Source organism: Paenibacillus shenyangensis (assembly GCF_000346635.1).
Taxonomy (GTDB): Bacteria; Bacillota; Bacilli; order Paenibacillales; family Paenibacillaceae; genus Saccharibacillus; species Saccharibacillus dauci.
Window position 1 is genome coordinate 76,607 of record NZ_AOIG01000016.1, and the last position, 19,089, is coordinate 95,695.

Annotated in this window: 24 protein-coding genes; 21 read left to right on the top strand and 3 right to left on the bottom strand. The window is 44.8% G+C overall.

The features are described from left to right. Positions 1 to 105 precede the first annotated feature (105 nt). The 18 genes from ftsY to H065_RS0113750 all read left to right on the top strand — a co-directional run bounded on the left by ftsY (position 106) and on the right by H065_RS0113750 (position 15,657). On the top strand, positions 106 to 1,116 hold the full coding sequence (gene ftsY / locus H065_RS0113665; protein WP_017813638.1) for a signal recognition particle-docking protein FtsY: 1,011 nt from the start codon (positions 106 to 108) through the stop codon (positions 1,114 to 1,116). Positions 1,117 to 1,331: 215 nt separating this feature from the next. After that, on the top strand, positions 1,332 to 1,979 hold the full coding sequence (trhA, locus tag H065_RS0113670; protein WP_017813639.1) for a PAQR family membrane homeostasis protein TrhA: 648 nt from the start codon (positions 1,332 to 1,334) through the stop codon (positions 1,977 to 1,979). Between the two features lie 227 nt (positions 1,980 to 2,206). Further along, a complete protein-coding gene (ylxM, locus tag H065_RS0113675) occupies positions 2,207 to 2,569 on the top strand; it encodes a YlxM family DNA-binding protein (protein WP_017813640.1) in 363 nt (120 codons plus the stop codon). 161 nt (positions 2,570 to 2,730) lie between these two features. After that, a complete protein-coding gene (gene ffh / locus H065_RS0113680) occupies positions 2,731 to 4,125 on the top strand; it encodes a signal recognition particle protein (protein WP_017813641.1) in 1,395 nt (464 codons plus the stop codon). Positions 4,126 to 4,227: 102 nt separating this feature from the next. Next, on the top strand, positions 4,228 to 4,500 hold the full coding sequence (rpsP, locus tag H065_RS0113685) for a 30S ribosomal protein S16 (protein ID WP_017813642.1): 273 nt from the start codon (positions 4,228 to 4,230) through the stop codon (positions 4,498 to 4,500). Positions 4,501 to 4,548: 48 nt separating this feature from the next. Next, positions 4,549 to 4,779, top strand: coding sequence for a KH domain-containing protein (locus H065_RS0113690; protein WP_017813643.1), 231 nt, complete (start codon positions 4,549 to 4,551; stop codon positions 4,777 to 4,779). A gap of 153 nt (positions 4,780 to 4,932) precedes the next feature. Next, a complete protein-coding gene (gene rimM, locus H065_RS0113695; RefSeq protein ID WP_017813644.1) occupies positions 4,933 to 5,454 on the top strand; it encodes a ribosome maturation factor RimM in 522 nt (173 codons plus the stop codon). Further along, positions 5,454 to 6,272, top strand: coding sequence for a tRNA (guanosine(37)-N1)-methyltransferase TrmD (gene trmD / locus H065_RS0113700; protein WP_036630006.1), 819 nt, complete (start codon positions 5,454 to 5,456; stop codon positions 6,270 to 6,272). The genes rimM and trmD overlap by 1 nt, the downstream gene beginning before the upstream one ends. A gap of 18 nt (positions 6,273 to 6,290) precedes the next feature. Further along, entirely contained in the window at positions 6,291 to 6,746 is a 456-nt protein-coding gene (locus H065_RS0113705; RefSeq protein WP_017813646.1) for a hypothetical protein, read from the top strand. 99 nt (positions 6,747 to 6,845) lie between these two features. Continuing rightward, positions 6,846 to 7,223: a hypothetical protein gene (locus tag H065_RS0113710; RefSeq protein WP_017813647.1), complete on the top strand. Its 378-nt coding sequence runs from the start codon at positions 6,846 to 6,848 to the stop codon at positions 7,221 to 7,223. Positions 7,224 to 7,390: 167 nt separating this feature from the next. Beyond that, on the top strand, positions 7,391 to 7,735 hold the full coding sequence (gene rplS, locus H065_RS0113715; protein WP_017813648.1) for a 50S ribosomal protein L19: 345 nt from the start codon (positions 7,391 to 7,393) through the stop codon (positions 7,733 to 7,735). Between the two features lie 465 nt (positions 7,736 to 8,200). Continuing rightward, positions 8,201 to 8,890, top strand: a complete 690-nt coding sequence (gene lepB, locus H065_RS0113720; protein ID WP_017813649.1) for a signal peptidase I — start codon at positions 8,201 to 8,203, stop codon at positions 8,888 to 8,890. 24 nt (positions 8,891 to 8,914) lie between these two features. Next, positions 8,915 to 9,775, top strand: a complete 861-nt coding sequence (ylqF, locus tag H065_RS0113725) for a ribosome biogenesis GTPase YlqF (RefSeq protein ID WP_017813650.1) — start codon at positions 8,915 to 8,917, stop codon at positions 9,773 to 9,775. Between the two features lie 19 nt (positions 9,776 to 9,794). Next, positions 9,795 to 10,415 (top strand): ribonuclease HII, encoded by a 621-nt coding sequence (gene rnhB, locus H065_RS25965; RefSeq protein WP_017813651.1) that lies wholly within the window; start codon positions 9,795 to 9,797, stop codon positions 10,413 to 10,415. A 283-nt stretch (positions 10,416 to 10,698) separates the two neighbouring features. Next, positions 10,699 to 12,786 carry a TP0910 N-terminal domain-containing protein gene (locus H065_RS0113735; protein ID WP_017813652.1) on the top strand — a complete coding sequence of 696 codons (2,088 nt, stop codon included), beginning with the start codon at positions 10,699 to 10,701 and terminating at the stop codon, positions 12,784 to 12,786. Continuing rightward, positions 12,783 to 13,085, top strand: coding sequence for an EscU/YscU/HrcU family type III secretion system export apparatus switch protein (locus tag H065_RS0113740; RefSeq protein WP_017813653.1), 303 nt, complete (start codon positions 12,783 to 12,785; stop codon positions 13,083 to 13,085). The genes H065_RS0113735 and H065_RS0113740 overlap by 4 nt, the downstream gene beginning before the upstream one ends. Before the next feature lie 44 nt (positions 13,086 to 13,129). Then, positions 13,130 to 13,531: a YraN family protein gene (locus H065_RS0113745; RefSeq protein ID WP_238557957.1), complete on the top strand. Its 402-nt coding sequence runs from the start codon at positions 13,130 to 13,132 to the stop codon at positions 13,529 to 13,531. Between the two features lie 191 nt (positions 13,532 to 13,722). After that, the gene (locus H065_RS0113750) at positions 13,723 to 15,657 is read left to right on the top strand and encodes a YifB family Mg chelatase-like AAA ATPase (protein WP_017813655.1); all 1,935 of its coding nucleotides are present in this window, start codon (positions 13,723 to 13,725) and stop codon (positions 15,655 to 15,657) included. A gap of 97 nt (positions 15,658 to 15,754) precedes the next feature. On the opposite strand, the gene H065_RS0113755 is transcribed toward H065_RS0113750, so the two are convergent. Continuing rightward, positions 15,755 to 16,099 (bottom strand): hypothetical protein, encoded by a 345-nt coding sequence (locus tag H065_RS0113755; protein ID WP_238557958.1) that lies wholly within the window; start codon positions 16,097 to 16,099, stop codon positions 15,755 to 15,757. Positions 16,100 to 16,193: 94 nt separating this feature from the next. Between H065_RS0113755 and H065_RS0113760 the strand changes: the two genes are divergently transcribed. From H065_RS0113760 to H065_RS27915, 3 genes are all read left to right on the top strand, one after another. After that, entirely contained in the window at positions 16,194 to 16,871 is a 678-nt protein-coding gene (locus H065_RS0113760) for a sulfite oxidase-like oxidoreductase (protein WP_017813657.1), read from the top strand. Positions 16,872 to 16,941: 70 nt separating this feature from the next. Next, a complete protein-coding gene (locus H065_RS27910) occupies positions 16,942 to 17,124 on the top strand; it encodes a hypothetical protein (protein ID WP_238557959.1) in 183 nt (60 codons plus the stop codon). Between the two features lie 78 nt (positions 17,125 to 17,202). Further along, complete coding sequence (locus H065_RS27915) at positions 17,203 to 17,358, top strand: hypothetical protein (protein ID WP_017813659.1); 156 nt, start codon at positions 17,203 to 17,205, stop codon at positions 17,356 to 17,358. A 166-nt stretch (positions 17,359 to 17,524) separates the two neighbouring features. Here H065_RS27915 and H065_RS0113775 read toward each other — a convergent pair whose 3' ends face one another. Continuing rightward, entirely contained in the window at positions 17,525 to 18,148 is a 624-nt protein-coding gene (locus tag H065_RS0113775) for a hypothetical protein (protein WP_017813660.1), read from the bottom strand. A 401-nt stretch (positions 18,149 to 18,549) separates the two neighbouring features. Next, positions 18,550 to 18,978 (bottom strand): organic hydroperoxide resistance protein, encoded by a 429-nt coding sequence (locus H065_RS0113780; RefSeq protein ID WP_017813661.1) that lies wholly within the window; start codon positions 18,976 to 18,978, stop codon positions 18,550 to 18,552. Positions 18,979 to 19,089 lie beyond the last annotated feature (111 nt).

Consider the following 19,089-nt stretch of genomic DNA (forward strand, 5'->3'; position numbering starts at 1 on the left):
ATATAGTGAAAGTGGAAACATTACATGGAATCCAGTCTTTTCATCATACTCACTCCTATTTATCAATCATAATTTGAACAAAGCATATACCAATGGAGGCATTCTATGAGCTTTTTTAAGAAACTAAAAGAGAGCATTTCCCAAAAAACAGAAACAGTCACCAAGCAATTCCGTGACGGTCTGGAAAAAACACGTAAAGGGTTCGTCGAGAAAGTATCTGATCTGGTCATCCGTCGCAAAAAAATCGATGAAGAGTTCTACGAAGAGCTGGAAGAGATTCTGATTGGTGCGGATGTTGGTGTCAATACAGTTATGACACTTATTGATGATTTGCGCGCTGAAGTCAAGAAAAGACGAATCGAAGATGCAGCTGACCTGCAACCGGTATTGTCCGAGAAATTGACCGAGCTGCTGCGTGGGGATGAGAATCCGGGACTTAATATGAGTACCGATGATATTACAGTCATCCTGTTTGTCGGCGTAAATGGTGTAGGTAAAACAACTACAATCGGCAAAATGGCACATCGTTTTAAGCAGGAAGGCAAAAAAGTCATGCTTGCTGCCGGTGATACATTCCGTGCGGGTGCTATTGAGCAGCTGGAAGTATGGGGACAGCGTGCAGGTGTTGAAGTAATCAAACAGCAGTCCGGTTCAGATCCGGCAGCGGTTATGTATGATGCTGTTCGTGCAGCCAAACAGCGTGGCGTTGATGTGCTGTTGTGCGATACCGCAGGACGCCTGCAGAACAAAACAAATCTGATGGAAGAGCTCAACAAAATCTTCCGCGTTATCCAGCGCGAGATTCCGGATGCTCCTCATGAAGTGTTGATGGTGCTGGATGCAACTACAGGTCAGAATGCCCTGAGTCAAGCTAAGCTGTTTGGAGAGAAGAGCGGAGTAACAGGTCTGGTACTGACCAAGCTGGATGGTACAGCCAAAGGCGGTATTGTCGTTGCAATCCGTCAGGAACTGAATCTGCCGGTTAAATTTATCGGTCTTGGCGAGAAAATTGACGATCTGCAGCCGTTTGACAGTGAGCAGTTCGTTCATGCTCTGTTCGCTGGATTGATTCAGGCGGAAGAAGAGGCCGAGCAGGCTGAAGCAGACCAACAATAACACTGCAGGTATTAAAGATATGCCGTCTTGGTAAGGCGCCCGGGTGGAATGTCAGGGCAAATAGGTTTACAATGAAGAGAGTATCTACAATTCGGATCAACATTATAGAGTAGCTCTGGCTTGGATTAGGATATGGCTGGAAAACAGACAACACAGAATTCCCATAGAGACAGATAAAGAGGATTGGATACGGAAACGAAGAGAGGAAGTGAATTATGGCGGATACGTACACTTACACACGCAGGGAAGAAGTGGCCAATGCGGTCACTCATGGAATCGGTGCGGTTCTCAGCATCGCTGCGCTCGCCATACTGATTACATTTGCCAGCCTGAAAGGAACGCCATGGCACATCGTGAGCTTCACGATCTATGGAATTACCATGCTGCTGCTGTATATCAGTTCAACACTCGTGCACGGTTTCAAAGACGGAAAAGCCAAAGATTTATTCGAAATCTTCGACCATTCAGCCATTTATCTGTTTATAGCGGGAACATATACTCCATTTATGCTGCTCGCTGTCAAAGGGACACTCGGATGGAGCATTTTCGGAGTAGTATGGGCAATAGCCCTGTTCGGCTGTGCGTTCAAAGCTTACTTTGTCAAACGATTCCTGTTCATGTCGACTATTTTTTATCTATTAATGGGCTGGCTCATTGTCATCGCCTGGGGACCACTTACGGCATCACTTGCGCCGGGAGGCATGGCACTGCTTATTACTGGCGGACTTATGTACACGCTGGGCACCGTATTTTATGTATGGCGCGGATTTCCTTTTCATCATGCTGTATGGCATCTATTTGTACTGGCAGGCAGCATTCTTCATTTCTTTGCAGTATTGTTCTACCTGCTGCCGCTTCGTTAAAAGTAGTATTTATGAAAGTAGGAATTGGATTTTTTTAACCCTTCTTACTCTGCTTACAGCACCCAAAATACAATGATTGATATGATCCAAAATCCCGCTGAAATGAGCGGGATTTTTTTATGAATAAATGTTAAGGTAAAATGCTTGACATCTTATTTCATTTTCGATATGATATAAAACGTTGATGTGCTGTAAAGTGTTTTTCCTTGACGGAGGGAGTGTCCCGGATGAGTCAGGAGAATCGGCTCGAAAAAACGAACCGGATTAATTTACTTTTTGATTTTTATGAACTGCTGCTGACCGAAAAACAGCAAATGTTTCTCAAATATTATTTCCATGATGACTATTCTCTTGGTGAGATTGCAGCCGAGTTCAATATTAGCCGTCAGGCCGTATACGAGCACATTAAGCGTGCGGAACAGGTTCTGGAAATGTACGAACAAAAGCTTGGACTAATGGACAAGCATTATCAGCGGGCCAAAGAACTGGAGAAGCTCAAAACTGCGCTTCATCAAAGTGGACTGGATGAGCATCATCAGGCAGAAGCGCTTGAGATCATGGATCATCTGGAAAGCATCGACCGACTGTAAACCGGATTAGCAACGATACATTCGCAGGACCGGATTAGTACTACATAACCGGATGCGGTATACTATATAAATGTACGAATGTAACAAAATACAGCAGACGACATGGATTCTGCTGTCGATACAGCTTATCGAAGAATGAAATGAAAGCGAGGTGAGGACACATGGCATTTGAAGGATTGACGACACGGCTGCAAAATGTATTCAGCAAACTTCGTGGTAAAGGTAAAGTATCCGATGAAGATGTAGCTGAAGCAATGCGTGAAGTACGACTGGCTCTTCTGGAGGCAGACGTTAACTTCAAAGTCGTTAAGGAATTCATTTCCAAAGTCAAAGAAAAAGCAGTCGGCAAAGAAGTTATGGAAAGCTTCACGCCGGGCATGGTCATCATCGATATCGTAAACAGAGAACTGACTGAACTGATGGGTGGTACGCAGTCCAAGCTGGCCAAGGCAACCAAGCCACCAACCGTAATTATGATGGTGGGTCTCCAGGGTGCTGGTAAAACAACTACTTCCGGGAAGCTGGCACGGATGTTGCAAAAGCAAAATCATCGTCCACTCCTGGTAGCCGGTGATATTTATCGCCCGGCTGCGATCAAGCAGTTGCAGGTTCTTGGTGAACAGATCAATGTTCCCGTCTTCTCGATGGGTGATCAGACAAGTCCTGTAGAGATTGCACGTCAGGCGATGCAGGAAGCGAAGACCAACAACAATGATTATGTAATTATTGATACCGCCGGTCGTCTTCATATTGATGAGACGCTGATGGACGAGCTTCGCCAGATTCATGAATTAACCAATCCCGATGAAGTACTGCTGGTTGTTGATGCAATGACCGGTCAGGATGCTGTCAACGTGGCTGAGAACTTCAATAATCAGCTCCAGCTCACAGGTGTAGTACTAACCAAGCTGGATGGCGACACTCGCGGTGGTGCCGCGTTGTCTGTCAAAGCAGTAACCGGATGTCCGATCAAATTTGCTACATTGGGTGAAAAGCTGGATGCACTCGAAGTGTTCCATCCGGAACGTATGGCATCCCGTATCCTCGGTATGGGCGACATGCTCTCCCTGATCGAGAAAGCCCAGCTGAATATCGACGAGGACAAGGCCAAGGAAATGGAGCGCAAAATGCGCAATGCCGAGTTCACGTTCGAAGATTTCCTGGAGCAGATGGATCAGGTCAAAAAGCTCGGTCCATTGGATCAGATTATGGATATGCTGCCTGGCATGGGCAAAATGAAACAAACACAAAATCTGCAGGTCGATGACAAACAGGTAGGCCGGATCGAAGCGATTGTTCATTCGATGACGGTGCAGGAGAAACAGCATCCGGAAGTAATTAATCACAGCCGGCGCAAGCGGATTGCAGCAGGTAGCGGAACATCCGTAGCCGAAGTAAATCGTCTGATCAAGCAATTTGATGAGATGCGTCGCATGATGAAGCAGTTCTCGGATATGATGGACCCGAAAAGCGCCAAAGGCGGCAAGAACAAAATGATGAAACAAATGCAAAAGCTGAGCAAGGGTGGCGGAGGCATGAAGTTCCCATTCCGTTAAAATGGATGGAGCTGCATTCATCATAAAGAAACAGTATATTATTGATTTTAGCAGCCTGGCTGTTGAATAGAAGTGTGAATTATTTGAAGGAGGTGAATTCTCTTGGCAGTACGCATTCGTCTGAAACGTATCGGTGCTCACAAAGCGCCTTTCTACCGTATCGTTGTTTCCGATTCCCGTTCTCCTCGTGATGGACGTTTTATCGAAGAAATCGGTACTTACAACCCAGTTGCAGAGCCATCTGTAACTAAAATTGATGAAGAAAAAGCTTTGAAATGGCTTCAAAACGGAGCGCAAGCTTCTGACACTGTTCGCAACTTGCTTAGCAAAGCGGGCGTGATGAAAAAATTTCACGAGCTTAAACACCAAAAATAATAGCTGACAGCGGCTGGTTTAACCAGCAGGGCACATGGAGGGTCAACGATGGAACAATTAGTAATGGTTATTGCTAAGGCTCTGGTAGATCATCCGGAAGATGTGTCGGTAAACGTGGTGGAGAAGGATAACTTGATCGTATATGAACTTAGCGTCCATCCGGACGATGCCGGTAAAGTTATCGGCAAGCAGGGACGTATCGCCAAGGCCCTTCGCACCGTTGTTACCTCTGCAGCAGTTAAGACACATAAACGGGTTACCGTTGATATAATGTCTTAAAAATATACGAAAAAGGGTTAGGAGGAATCCTAGCCTTTTTTCGTACATTTTTTGCAATAATGAAGACATGGAGACACGAATAAGCTGTAGTTCTATCTGCATCAGGCAGGTTATAATAACAACAATATCTTGGTAAGCGCAAAGGAGAACGAAATGTCAGAACAATGGTTAATGGTAGGCAAAATTGTCAACACACACGGAATTCGCGGAGAACTCAAAATATATCCGAATACGGATTTCCCTGAAGTACGTTTTGCAGTGGGTAACAAACTGCAAATGATCAATGAAGAAACAGGTGCCAGTCAGCAGGTCGAAGTACAAACCTCCCGTCTGCAAAAAAATATGTATGTCATCCGCTTCAAAGGATTTGGAAATATTAATGAAGTGGAAAAATATAAAGGCTGGGTACTCAAAGTATCCAAAAACGATACGGTAGATCTGGAAGAAGACGAGTACTATTTCCATGAGATTATAGGATGTGAAGTTATCACTGACGAAGGGCAGTCACTGGGCGTAATTACCGAGATTCTGACTCCTGGGGCGAATGATGTATGGGTAGTGAAGCCGGCGAAAGGCAAAGATATTTTGATTCCTTATATTCATGATGTCGTGCTGGATATTAATGTAGAAGACAAGAAGATCACTATTCATGTGATGGAAGGTTTGCTGGAATGATGAAGATCGATGTACTGACTTTATTCCCTGAAATGTTCACCGGGGTATTCGGTTCCAGTATCCTTGGTAAAGCGGCAGACAAAGGCATAGTGGAGCTGAATGCAGTTAATTTTCGCAAATATTCCACGAGCAAGCATGGCACAGTTGACGACACCCCCTATGGGGGCGGAGGCGGAATGGTATTGAAGCCCGATCCAATCTTTGCGGCGGTAGAAGATCTGCTGGCCTCCTCACAGCAATACTCTGAAGAGTCAGTGGAGCATCAGACAGAGATACCTCTATCCGTTGACAGCCAGGTCTCTTCGTCTGTACAACCACGAATTATCCTGATGTGTCCACAGGGGGAGACATTCACCCAGCAAAAAGCAGAAGAATTGTCACGTGAGCAGCATCTGATCTTTATTTGTGGACATTATGAAGGCTACGATGAGCGCATACGGGAGCATCTCGTTACCGATGAACTCTCTATTGGCGATTATGTACTGACAGGTGGCGAAATACCGGCTATGACTGTTGTAGACAGTGTAGTGCGTCTGCTACCGGGCGTACTGGGCAACGAGAACAGTGCCGTAACCGATTCGTTCAGTACGGGGCTGCTCGAATATCCCCATTACACGCGCCCGGCCGAATTTCGCGGGATGAAGGTGCCTGATGTTTTGTTATCGGGTCATCATGCCAATGTAGAGAAATGGCGGCGTGAACAGTCTCTGCTGCGTACCCTGGAGCGCCGTCCCGATCTATTGGAACAAGCAGAGTTGACACAGGCAGAGCGCCGCTGGCTTGCATTGCAAGAAAGTCAGTCCAAAACAGCAGAATAACGAATTGCATTTAATCATATGATTGGTAGCAAGGCTGGTGCAGTCATGAACATACTTCAAAAGGTCGATTTTTCATGGGAAATGGAAAGCTGTAGTGATCCGCTGTTTTGTTACGATGAACATGGATTGAAAATATCGTTTATGGTCTTTTTGGGAGAAGACATAAGAAAGTCGGATATTGCTAAATGGCTTTCTGCATATAATCTGCAGGATGAGTTACAAATCCCTGATAAGCAATATAATGATTCGGGTTATCGTATAGCGGAGTTTAAATTTTTGAGTTTTGACTCCATGTATTGTACCGACAAAAAATCTGGGCTTGCTGCCCATAAGGATATTGCCAATGATCCTCCTGCTGTCTATCTGGAAGTAAATAAGGAGAATAAGACACTGGGATATGTCTTTGTGGGACATGATCTACTTGTGTCGGTTCAAGCCCAGACATACTACATCGATATTCATTCTTTACAATAAACAAAATGCTTTTATAATATACTGTCTTCCGGTAGCAGCTATTGCCGAAGTTAATGCGGTAATCCCACTGGCAAGGTTATAAGGATAGGAGTCTGGAAAATGTCGAGTTCGAATGAGGTAACCGGTAATCCAACTGGATGGGTACAGCAGCTAGGCAGTGATCTGCGCAGTCAAGGGTATGCGTCTGTACTGCGTCTGGATTTCAGTGATCAAGATGCTGACAAAATTATCGGTCAATTACTGCCCGAGTTCAAATATTTGCTTTACATCAATGCCGATGAACGAAAGAAGTATTTTATTGCCGATTACGCAGGTCGTAATACCGTTATCAAGCTGCTAGAGCGAATGGTGGATAACAAAAAGAGTGCCCGCTTGAATGTACAGGAGCATGATCGGATCGGTTATAATCGTTACAGTGACGAGATTCAGCGTCTGGATGAGCTGAAAAAGATGCTGCTGCAGGAACGTTTTGGCTGAGTGTAAAATAAAGCTGACGATCCTTTAAAAAAGTATTGTCAGCAGTCATGAAAATATGGTATGATTCGAATGTTGTGTGAATCTGGTGGTCCTCTGCAGACAATGATGAGAAGACAAAAGGTCTTCCTGAGTCGCAAGAACATCTGTGTGGAAGGAGGGAGTCATAGATGAATATCATTCAGGCGATTACTCAAGATCAACTGCGCAAGGATATTCCTAATTTCCGTGCTGGTGATACTTTGAAAGTACACGTTAAGGTAATTGAGGGAACCCGCGAACGCGTTCAGTTGTTCGAAGGTGTAGTAATTAAACGTCAAGGTGGAGGCATCAGTGAGACTTTTACAGTTCGTAAAATCTCTTACGGTGTAGGTGTGGAAAGAACTTTCCCAGTAAACTCTCCTAAAATTGATAAACTCGAAGTGGCTCGCCGTGGTAAAGTGCGTCGTGCGAAGCTGTACTATCTTCGTGAACTGCGCGGTAAAGCAGCGAGAATTAAAGAATTGCGCCGTTAATCCTTACAGAGAATACGGTAGAGAAGGGCTTGGTCATACAAGCCCTTTTCTTTGTTTTTACAGTATATTTACAGCTTGATTATAAGGAAGTTACCATTCCGCCAGACCGTCTTGAACAAGCGATTTTGCAGAAATGCAGACCTCTTCCATGTTCCAACGATATTGCTTGCGCATTAGGATATTCGTTATTGCATTGGTAGTTGTACTGTGTTTGTTGTGCAAATTGCAAAAAGACGGCAGACGGGATTTTTTGTATCATTTTCAAAGGCTGCCTGGCTAACATGCAAAAACAGGAGTAATGCTTGACAAATAGCTTATTTCAAAATTTGGTTTTTGCAAAATTGTGTGTAAAATAGATAGAGGATATCGTATAGGTACTTGGTAACAACATCCGGGAATTTCCCTGTATGTTACCGGATGGTACATATACAAAGCGCCAATTCAACCAGGAAAGAAGGCATATCTATGGAGCAAGACTCAAAACAAAACAACAATCAAGCGGAAGCAGCATCGTCTGCTGACGTTCAGGAACCAACAATTGGAGGCAGTACCTCCGAGACAGCGGCCGTTCCTCCCAAAAAGAAGAGCGAAGCCAAAGAATGGATCAAGGCGATCGTTGTAGCCCTGCTGCTGGTGATCGTGATCCGCTGGTTCCTGTTTGAGCCTTTTATTGTGGATGGGCCTTCGATGCAGCCTAATTTCCATACCGGCGAACGGGTTATTGTTAATAAGATTCTGTATGACATTCGCGATCCAAAGCCGGGTGAAGTTGTCGTACTCAAAGTTCCGTCCCAGCACCGTGATTTTATCAAACGGGTAATCGCTGTTGGCGGTGACACTGTCAAGGTTGAAGGAGATACATTGACAGTGAACGGAAAAGTGATGAGCGAGCCCTATATTCAGGCTGCCATCGATAATGCACATGCCCAGGGAAGCGATTATAACATCAATAACTTCCCGACCGAACAGCTACCCGACGGCAAAGTGCCGGCTGGTTATGTATTCGTAATGGGTGACAACCGCTCTAACAGTCAGGACAGCCGCATGATCGGTTATGTACCGCTGGGAGACATTATTGGACGTGCTGACGTGATCTTCTGGCCGCTGAGTAACGCGGAATGGATCGATCAGGATGCACCAACTGCACAAAATTAATTTACGAAGTTAGGGGGAAAACCTGTGACCATTCAATGGTTTCCCGGACATATGACAAGAGCAAGACGCCAGATCGAGGATAAGCTTAAGCTTATCGATATGGTTATTGAGCTGGTGGATGCGCGTCTGCCGCTATCCAGCCGCAACCCGATGATTGACGAGATTTTGCAGGGCAAGCCGAGAATGATTATTTTGAATAAGGCAGATTTGGCCGATCCGGCAATAACCTCGTTATGGGTAGAGTTTTTTAAAAAGCAGGGTCACGAGGTATTGCCTCTTGATGCAGCCAGTGGATATGGAATCAAGGAAATTCCTGAACGTTCCAAGATGCTACTCAAAGAAAAACGTGATAAACGTGCCGCCAAAGGGATGAATCAGCGTCCTATGCGCGGATTGATCGTTGGTATTCCAAACGTAGGGAAATCAACACTGATCAACCGGCTTGCTGGTAAAAGTATTGCTGCTACCGGTGATCGTCCAGGTGTAACCAAAGGTCAGCAGTGGATCAAAATCGGTACGGAGATGGAACTTCTCGATACACCAGGGATTTTGTGGCCCAAGTTCGAAGATCAGACAGTTGGTTATCGTCTCGCAGTAACAGGGGCAATCCGTGAAGAGATCCTTAATGTGGAGGATGTAGCTTATTACGGCATGAAGTATATTTGCGAATATTACTGGAAAAATATCGCAGAACGCTTTGAACTGTCAGAGCCGCCACAGGATCTGGATAATCCGAATGATATCGTGGAAATTATGGAAGAGATTGGCCGTAAGCGTGGCTGTTTGATGAGTGGCGGACGTGTTGATCTGGAAAAAGCATCCAAAGTCATCCTGCGCGAATTCCGTGCCGGAAAATTGGGCCGTATCTCTATGGAGACTCCATAAATGAATGGAGGACAAAGCCATGTCTGAACTGTTGAACTATGAGCGCGAATGCTGGTCAGCGGGCTATGAACATATTGCCGGTGTCGATGAAGTAGGTCGGGGATGTCTGTTTGGTGATGTGGTAGCTGCAGCTGTTATTATGCCCAAGGAACTGATCATCGAGGGCGTAAATGATTCCAAAAAGCTTACCGACAAAAAGAGAGAGCAGCTCTATACACAGATTATGGAGCAGGCGCTTGCTGTAGGGGTAGGTCATGTCAGTGCAGCTATTATTGATGAGATTAATATCAGGCAGGCAGCAAGACTCGCTATGAAAATGGCATTGGAGCAGCTCGCATTGAGTCCCGATTATATTCTGGTGGATGCAGAAACGGTAGATATGCCGATTCCCCAGCAGAGTATTATCAAAGGGGATGCGAATAGCCACAGTATTGCAGCAGCTTCCATCATTGCAAAGGTGACACGCGATCGCTTGTGTGCCGGGGAATGGGAAGAGCAGTATCCGGGTTATGGAATTGCAGGCCACAAAGGATATGCGACCAAGCTGCATCGGGAACGTATTCTTGAACTCGGGGTTACGCCGCTGCATCGTCGCAGTTTTTTGGGTAACTTACTGTTGGAACAGCCAACTCTTTTTTAATGATTTGAACTTCACATCAGGAAACAGTTGATTTACTGATGTGAATCGGTTACGATGTTGCATATATTATTGCAGACACGGCTAGGGAAGAACCCGAATCTTTTATAGAGATCGGGTTCTTTTTGTATATATCTTTATATAGGCTTTATATAGGATAATGACTTATCAGAATACCGAATTAAGCCGATAAATATAATACAGAAGAGCGGTCCGGAGCGTATATACATAACACCAGCGGATGATCTTCAATGTTATATTAAAAATATTGACAGGAGGCCAGATAATGAATATCGGATCACTATTCCGTGGAATGATGGGTGATGTTAAGCCCGGGGAAGCCAAGCAAATGGAATTAAAGGAAGGTCAGGTGGTCCGTGGAATAGTTAGCAGTGTATCGGATGACGGACAGGAAGCCGTGATTCAGATTCAAGGTGTCAAAGTACGTGCCAAACTGGAAACACCGCTGCAGCAGGGAGAAACGACTATGTTGCAGGTTCAGCCTCCAGGTAAAGATGGGATGCCTGTTCTCAAGCCTGTAGCAGGAACCCAGACTGCACCATTACCTGCCGCATCCATGGGCGAATTGCTGGAATCATTCAGCCTTCCGGATACCAAGGATAATCGTGCGATGATTAATCAGATGCGCACTTCAGGTATTCCTTTAACCGCGGATAACGTAAAAAATATACAGACATCACTCGCTCAAAAACCTGCTTCTGTGCCGGTAGGCGAGTGGGTACAGGCTGCCGCTGTAGCCGTACAAAAAGGACTGCCGGTTACCGGTCAAAGCATCGCAGGTCTGCATCAGGCTCTTTTTGGTCCGCCTCTGCATGAAATGCTGGGCAATATGGAGCAGCTGCTTCAATCTGCCGAAAGTCAGCTCAAAGGTGGAACTCTTCCACAGGCTTCAACAGGCAATGGACCAGCAGCTAATCCAGCTTCGACTCCAAGCGGAGCAGCGCCTTCGTCTGTTTCCCAGTCGACTGCATCCAATAATGCAGGTACAAACAGTGCACCAACGGGATTGGGTACTCAGACAGCAGCCCAGGCTTCAAATGCAGGTAATCCAACGGCTGTGCTACTGAATAAACTTCAAAATGTATTGCAGCAGATTAATAGTCTGGTACCTCAGACTGTAGAGCAGGATATGCCTTTACAGAATGCGGCTGCAAGTACACAGACAGCACTATCAGAGGGAGAAGCAGAGACAGTTCCTCAGACATCTGCTGTTACTCAGAATAAAGCAGAGCCAGAAGTGCCCGGCACCCATACCGGTACTATGCCAACCCAAGCGACTTCGACACAGGCCAAACTCCAGACTGCTCCATGGGTAGGTCAGATTCTGAAATTGCTTGGAGCAGAATATGAACAACAAACTGTACGGGCAGCACTCACATTAACTGCCGGAGCTACAGCAGCTTCTACAGAATCCCAGGGAGGAGCATCACTCTCTTCCAATATGCCTGCGAATGCTGCGCAGCTAGGACGTTCACCCTTGCCAGTAAATACGGGCTCACCTATTCCAGGTACTATGGGGAATGCAGCAGCTCCTTTGCCAACCGGTACTACATCTGCCAATGTTCAATCGCCGATCCCAACAGCTCCAACTATTCCGGAGTTGCCGGATGCTCCGGCAGCACCACAATCGCCAACTGTGAATAGTCCGTCTGTACCAGCAGCTCCAACATCTGCCCAGCATTCCCATACTATGCATGTACAGGATCGTATGCTGTTAGCGAGCGACATTACACAGCCGGATGTTTCACAAATTGCACAGCCTGCTATCCAGTCTGCTGAAGATACACTTGCCAAGGCGCAGGATACACTCAAAGGTCTACTGCTGCAGCTGACAGCAGCGGATGATGTGCCACCAGTACTCAAGGATGCTGCCCAGCAGCTGATTCAACAGCTTACCGGTCAGCAGTTGCTGCTCAATACGGATCGTACGGCTCCTTTTGCCCAGGTGACTATGTTTGTACCTTTCAATGGACCTGATGGGCAGGAGACGGCTTCCGTACAGATTCAATCGCGCAGGGGAGCCAAAGGAGAGCTTGATGCCTCGAATTGTCGTCTTTGGTTTGATCTGGATATGAAAATGCTGGGTCCCACCTTACTGGATGTACATGTTGTCGACAAAATTGTTACGCTTAAAGTGCATAATGATCTGGAGCAGCTTGCCCCATTAATAGAAAGTAAGAAGAAGGAAGTAGCCGATGCTATTGGCTCACTGGGATATCAACTGTTATCTCTACAGTTTGCAGGTCTGCCTGTACGATCGGCTGGAGAAGTTAATGGTATGACAGCTCCAGGTTCGGGTCTGCTGGATCAGTATGCGCCGCCTGAATACAAAGGGGTGGATATGAAAATATGAATAATCCCAAAGACAATTCGTTTGTAGGCAAGCGTGCTGTTGCCCTGAAATATGATCCATCTCAAGGCGAAGCTCCTATTGTCGTTGCCAAAGGACGGGGACGAGTAGCCGAGACTATTCTGGAAAAAGCTCAGGAAGCCGGCGTAGCGATTCAGGAAGATGCTGCACTGGTTGAAGTATTATCCAAGCTTGATCTGGATCAGCAAATTCCGGGAGAGCTGTACGATCTGGTTGCCGAAATACTGACTTTTATTTACCGGGCCGACAAGAATTTAATGTCCGGTCTCGATATCTGGTGATTGCAATGAATAAATCGGATTTACCGGTTAACGATACAAAATCTATGATGCCACATATTGCCCATAACAAATCTATGGATGAACCACAGGATGACAGGAAGTTCAAAGGCAGAATTGCAGAAGATACAGCTGCTTATTATCTGGATCAGCAAGGTTACGAGATCCTTACCAGAAACTGGCGCTGTCGCAGTGGAGAACTGGATATTATTGCTGCCATAGATGGTATGATTATAATTGTGGAAGTACGTAGCCGCAGCGGAGTAACACATGGTACTGCGGCGGAGTCGGTGGATTGGCGCAAGCAGCGGCAAATACGCGAAACTGCTGAAGTATATGCACACTGTACACATCAGTACCACCAACGATTTCGTTATGATGTTATTAGTATCCAGATGAATTCGGCTTACCAGGTAACCGAGCTGGAACACATTATCCAGGCTTTTTGAAGAATCGGTATAAATTAGGTTTGTTGGGGTAACCTACAATATCCGCTCACAATAGAATGAAAATAGAGTATCAAGTGGTATCATATAGAGGTAATCAATCATAAAATAAAGTACAAAATGAGGAAGCACCCATTTGTAATACATTTCTGCAAATTGACAGAGAAACGTATACAGAAAGGGTGTTTTTTGTTATGTATGGCAAATTATTCAGTGCCTGTCTTCAGGGTATTCATGGCGTGATGGTAGAAGTAGAGACAGACCTTTCCAATGGTTTGCCGATGGTATCGATTATTGGCTTGCCGGATTCTGCAATCAGAGAGTCGGTCGAACGGGTAAGGTCAGCGATCAAGAATTGTGGATTCACTTTTCCGTCTCAGCGGGTCACTATCAATCTGGCACCAGCTGACCTGAGAAAGGAAGGTTCGGCTTTTGATCTGGCGATTGCGATGGGAATACTTGCTACGAGTGATCAGATTATTTTCCCGGGGCAGGATAAAATGCTGCTTATTGGTGAGCTTGCCCTGGATGGTGCACTTCGTCCTGTACCTGGTGTTCTGTCTATGGTAGACGCTGCACGGCAGCATGGATTGACCTCCGTCATTCTGCCTGCAGATAATGCCTTGGAAGCATCACTTGTAGAGGGTATACGTGTATACGGGATTAAACATATGAATGAGCTCTTTAGTGAGCTGCACCATCAGCATTCAGACAAGCCTGATGTGCAGACAGGAGTGGAGACATTTAAAATGGGTGTCCCTGGACAACCACCGATACAGGTCAGAAAAGTAACACAACAGGTTTCAAGCCAGAATGCTGTAATGGATTATGAAAGATCTTCCAATCCTCCATCCATGATGGATATGAAATCAGAAGATACAAAAACTGGACATGCTGATATTTCTGTAACTACCGGGAGAGCAGAGACAATTGAAGATACTACAGAATCTGCTTCCGTAGATTCTTCCATAATCCAGAATTCAGAATTAACCTTACCGCGAAAAGAATCAAAAAAGCACTCTACAGAGAAGTATTCCGCAGAATTATCAATACCGATCAAGAAATCCGATCCACGTAAACTGGTCGATCTGGAACCTCTATTGCTGAGTCGTTCTCATATGGAACAGCTTCGTCAGCCTACAGCGCTTACTCATGAAGATTACGCTGATGTATTCGGCCAGCAGCATGTCAAACGTGCGCTTATGATTGCGGCTTCGGGAATGCATAATATTCTGCTGCTTGGTCCTCCCGGGACAGGTAAAACGATGTTAATCAAGCGTCTGCCTACCATTTTGCCTGCATTAACCGAAGAGGAAGCTTTGGAAGTTACCAAAATATTAAGTGTCGCTGGCAGGTTCAAGGACAGTACCACAGGTTTGGTGACTACCCGTCCTTTTCGTTCTCCTCATCACAGTATTACTGTTCCCGGTCTGATAGGTGGAAGCAGTATCCCCAAACCCGGTGAAGTAAGTCTGGCTCATCAGGGGATATTGTTCCTTGATGAACTGCCTGAGTTCCCGAGAGCCGTACTTGAAGTACTGCGGCAGCCGCTGGAAGATCATGAAGTACAGATTAGCCGTGCCAGAGCGGTATTTACTTTTCCGGCGAATTTCCTGCTTGCAGGTTCTATGAATCCATGTCCATGCGGTTATCTGGGAAGTCAGCACCCTGTACACCAATGTACATGCAGCGATGCTCAGATTGCCCGCTATCGTGCCAAAATATCCGGGCCACTACTGGACCGGATTGATCTGCAGATCGAAGTGCCACGTCCTAGCGAGCGTGACTGGCAACAGTCTGAAGGTTTTCAGCCAGATGGTTATGATTCGGCCAGTATGAGGGCCATTGTACATCGGACTCATGAACGCCAGCTGAAACGATATGCGGGCCTCGGGATTCAGTGGAACAGTCAGTTATCCGGACGCTGGCTGCGAGAACATACTCATCTGGCTGCTGATGCAAATTTGTTGCTGGAAGCTGCTTTTGAACAGCTGGGAATGAGTATGCGTGCGAGAGACCGGGTGCTCAAGCTTGCCCGCACGATTGCAGATTTGGAAGAAAAAGAACAAATTGAAGCGGTACATATTGCAGAAGCGATACAATATCGGCAATTGGATCGAAAAGTCTAGTATCTTTGATAGAGTATATTAAATAAAGCTGGATGAATGCAGTTGGCGGAATTCACTGCATATCCGTTATCCAGTAATTCTGAAGGAGATACTGCTACTACTCTACAATATTTTGCTGCAAAAATTCCAGAAAGTCTGCCTGCATCGAACCCAGTGGTAAAATAACTTTATTGATTAGAAAGCGCCAGTGCTGTCCTCCAGCATCAAATGACCATGTCGAAGAAAGTCCGAGGCTCGGGTTATACTTCTGATTGAGTACATCTGCTGTGGCAAATTCAAATACAGCGGCTGTTTTGGATGTAAATAGAGTAAGAAAAATAATAACAAGTTTGTTGGTATTAAGTAGCAATACCGCCTGATTGGTTACAGAGGCGAGGCTTTGCGATTTGGCATAACAAATAACCATATCAGGCTGCCGATATGGTTCAGCCGGAGTATTCACTAACTTTTTGGTAATAAAGAGCATTATCAAAACCCTTTCTATTTGGTTGTCGAATGTTTAATATAAAACATACTAGAAAGAAGGAGGTAATTCAATGCAGTCTAATAAAGCAGAACGTCTGAAAAATGCACGTATTCCCAATAAACCCTTACTGGATGAGGAGCTGCAGCGCCGTCTGCCACCAGGTCAGACACTTACCGACAGTTTTCCGATTCTGCATGAAGGCAAGGTTCCTGAATATGATCTGAGTCAATGGAATCTGCGAATTTTCGGAGAGGTGGAAGAGGAACATACTTTTTCATTTGAACAGCTTCAGGCGATGCCAATTACCCGTACCATAAGCGATATTCACTGTGTAACGCGCTGGTCCAAATTTGATACGCCATGGGAAGGGGTGCGATTCTCTGATCTGGTTCAACAGTTGAAGATCAAACCGGAAGCACAGTATGTCATGATTCATGCTGATCCGGATTACGAGACCAATGTAGCGCTGGAAGAACTGATGAAAGACGATGTATTGCTTGCCTGGAATTATGATGGCAAACCTCTTACTGCCAAGCATGGATGGCCACTGCGTCTGATTGTGCCGCAATTTTATTTCTGGAAAAGTGCAAAATGGATTCGCGGGATTGAATTTATGAAAGAGGATCGGAGAGGATTCTGGGAGAATCACGGATTCCATAACATAGCTGATCCTTTCAAAGAGGAACGTTTTTCTTCGGATGAATATGAGATGCCGGAAGACGAATGGAAGTATTGCGAAGCAGACTGAATTTCCATTTTTATGAAACTGATCTTTGTTTGTTCCGTATACGGTCATATATCCTTTTATTATAATTCTTATGATTATCGAGAAAGGAATGAGTGATATGGAATTATTTTGGCTCATTGTTTTTATGATAGCAGTCTGTGCTCCTCTCATATGGAATAAAATTGCGATTGGCAAACGGATTCATCATGAAGAGCAAAAAGCAGGTCGTGACCTTACCCATGAAATCAATCCTTTTACCGGCGGACGAGATTGACAATTGATTTTTGCATGGTCGCCGGGTTAATAAAATGCAGCAAGGTTTTCAAAACTACAGTATGAGGAGGAGAGCAACGTGGAAATTGTTGTGCATATCCTGTCTGGCTTGGCCAAAGCTGCAAATGCTCTGTATATTATGGCGATCGGTAGACGCATTCATGCAGAGGAAAAAGAGACCGGGCGTGATTTGACCTATGAGATCAATCCTTTTACGGGCAGTCGAAAATCGTGAACTCAGTAAATCAGCACATTACTGAAGAGGAAAAGCATAAAGAGGTATATTCCAACATAAAGTATATAGGACAGGCAGTACGCATTTTGCATGTATACAACAAAAAGACTGGCGCACAATCGCGTCAGTCTTTTTGTTGTATACATATACAGTTGTCCTAAATTTATTACAAGCTTTTAACAGCTTTGGATAGTTTGTCATCCAGAGTTCCTTTGTCCACATTACCATCGTTCAGGTCTGGGTTAAACCAGTAGATTACCAGTACGTTGCCATTGGTATACTCGGTCTTTTTGAAAGGAATACCATTTTGCTGTGTTTTCAGATCTTCCAGGCCTTTTTGCAGATCAGCTTCGGATTTGAAAACATAGATCGATACAGGTTCGGTTTTTTTCGGATCTTTGGTAGTTACATAACGATCAGGTTTCACACCATTTAATACCCATTTACCAGCGGCATCTGGTTCGGCTACCAGATCAATACCCTGTTTTTTGATAGCAGCAGCTACTTCTTTTGTAGTCATGTCAGCAGCAGGAGTCTTACTGGCAGAATCAGTAGAACTATCAGATTCTGTCGTTTTATTATCCATTGTTGCGTTGTCCTTTGTATCCGTAGCAGCTGTTCCTTGCTCGTCAGTTGCTTTGTTATCGGTAGCAGTGGTGTCTGTAGTACCTTGTTCGGTCGTAGTAGTCGATCCCGTAGTAGGTGCTGGTGCAGATTCATTTGCTTTGGAACAGCCGGTCGCTGCAACGACAGTAATTGCGAGTAAGAGTGTAGTAACTTTCAGTTTCATAATTGACCTCCTGTTGTAGTGATGATGTGTTAGGATTATTCATTCTCTGCAAGTGCAAATGAGATAATCACAAATAATGAAAGGTGTAAAGCAATTTTCATTATAACCATACATACACCGAGAGACAACTTTTGACACGTAGCTTACATGGAGGTCACTTTTGTTACAGTTCTTTTTAATAGCACAAAATGCTGATACAACAGTAATGTATTCGGTATCATAAACATCGGAAATTAATCTAAAAAATATTATTTATATGGATTAATTTGATTTCACTTTAGATAATCTCAAAAAAAGAAGCAGCCGGGGAAGCTGCTTCTTACATCATTATATTTATATAAGCCATTCAAATTAGAAGTCTTTCCTTAGGGGAAAAGAAAGCTCCAAAAAGGACAAATCTATTACAGGACGTTAATTTCCACAGCAATATTACCGCGTGTTGCACGGGAATAAGGACATACATTATGTGCTTCTTCAGCCAGTTTGGAAGCTGTATCACGGTCGATACCTTTGACCAGAACATCCAGACGTACTGCCAGTGCGAATCCGCCATCTTCTGCTTTACCAAAGCTTACTGTACCAGTAACCTGGGTTCCTTCATGTTTTACTTTTTGCATACGGGCTACCATATTCAGTGCGCTATCAAAGCAAGCAGAATATCCGGCTGCAAACAGCTGCTCGGGATTAGTACCGGCACCACCAGCGCCGCCCATTTCTTTTGGAGTGGCAATGTCAAGACGCAGTTCAGGACTGGAGGACTCAACATAACCTTGTCTTCCACCGATTGCTGTTACAGAAGTCTCATACATTTTTTGTTGGATATTTAACATATCAATTACCACCTTTTTCGTTATTTTATTTTACAAAATTAAATTTACCACAATTAATATAAAAAGTAAAATGTTTTTCGTAATAATAATGTCAGGCAATTAAATTTGTGA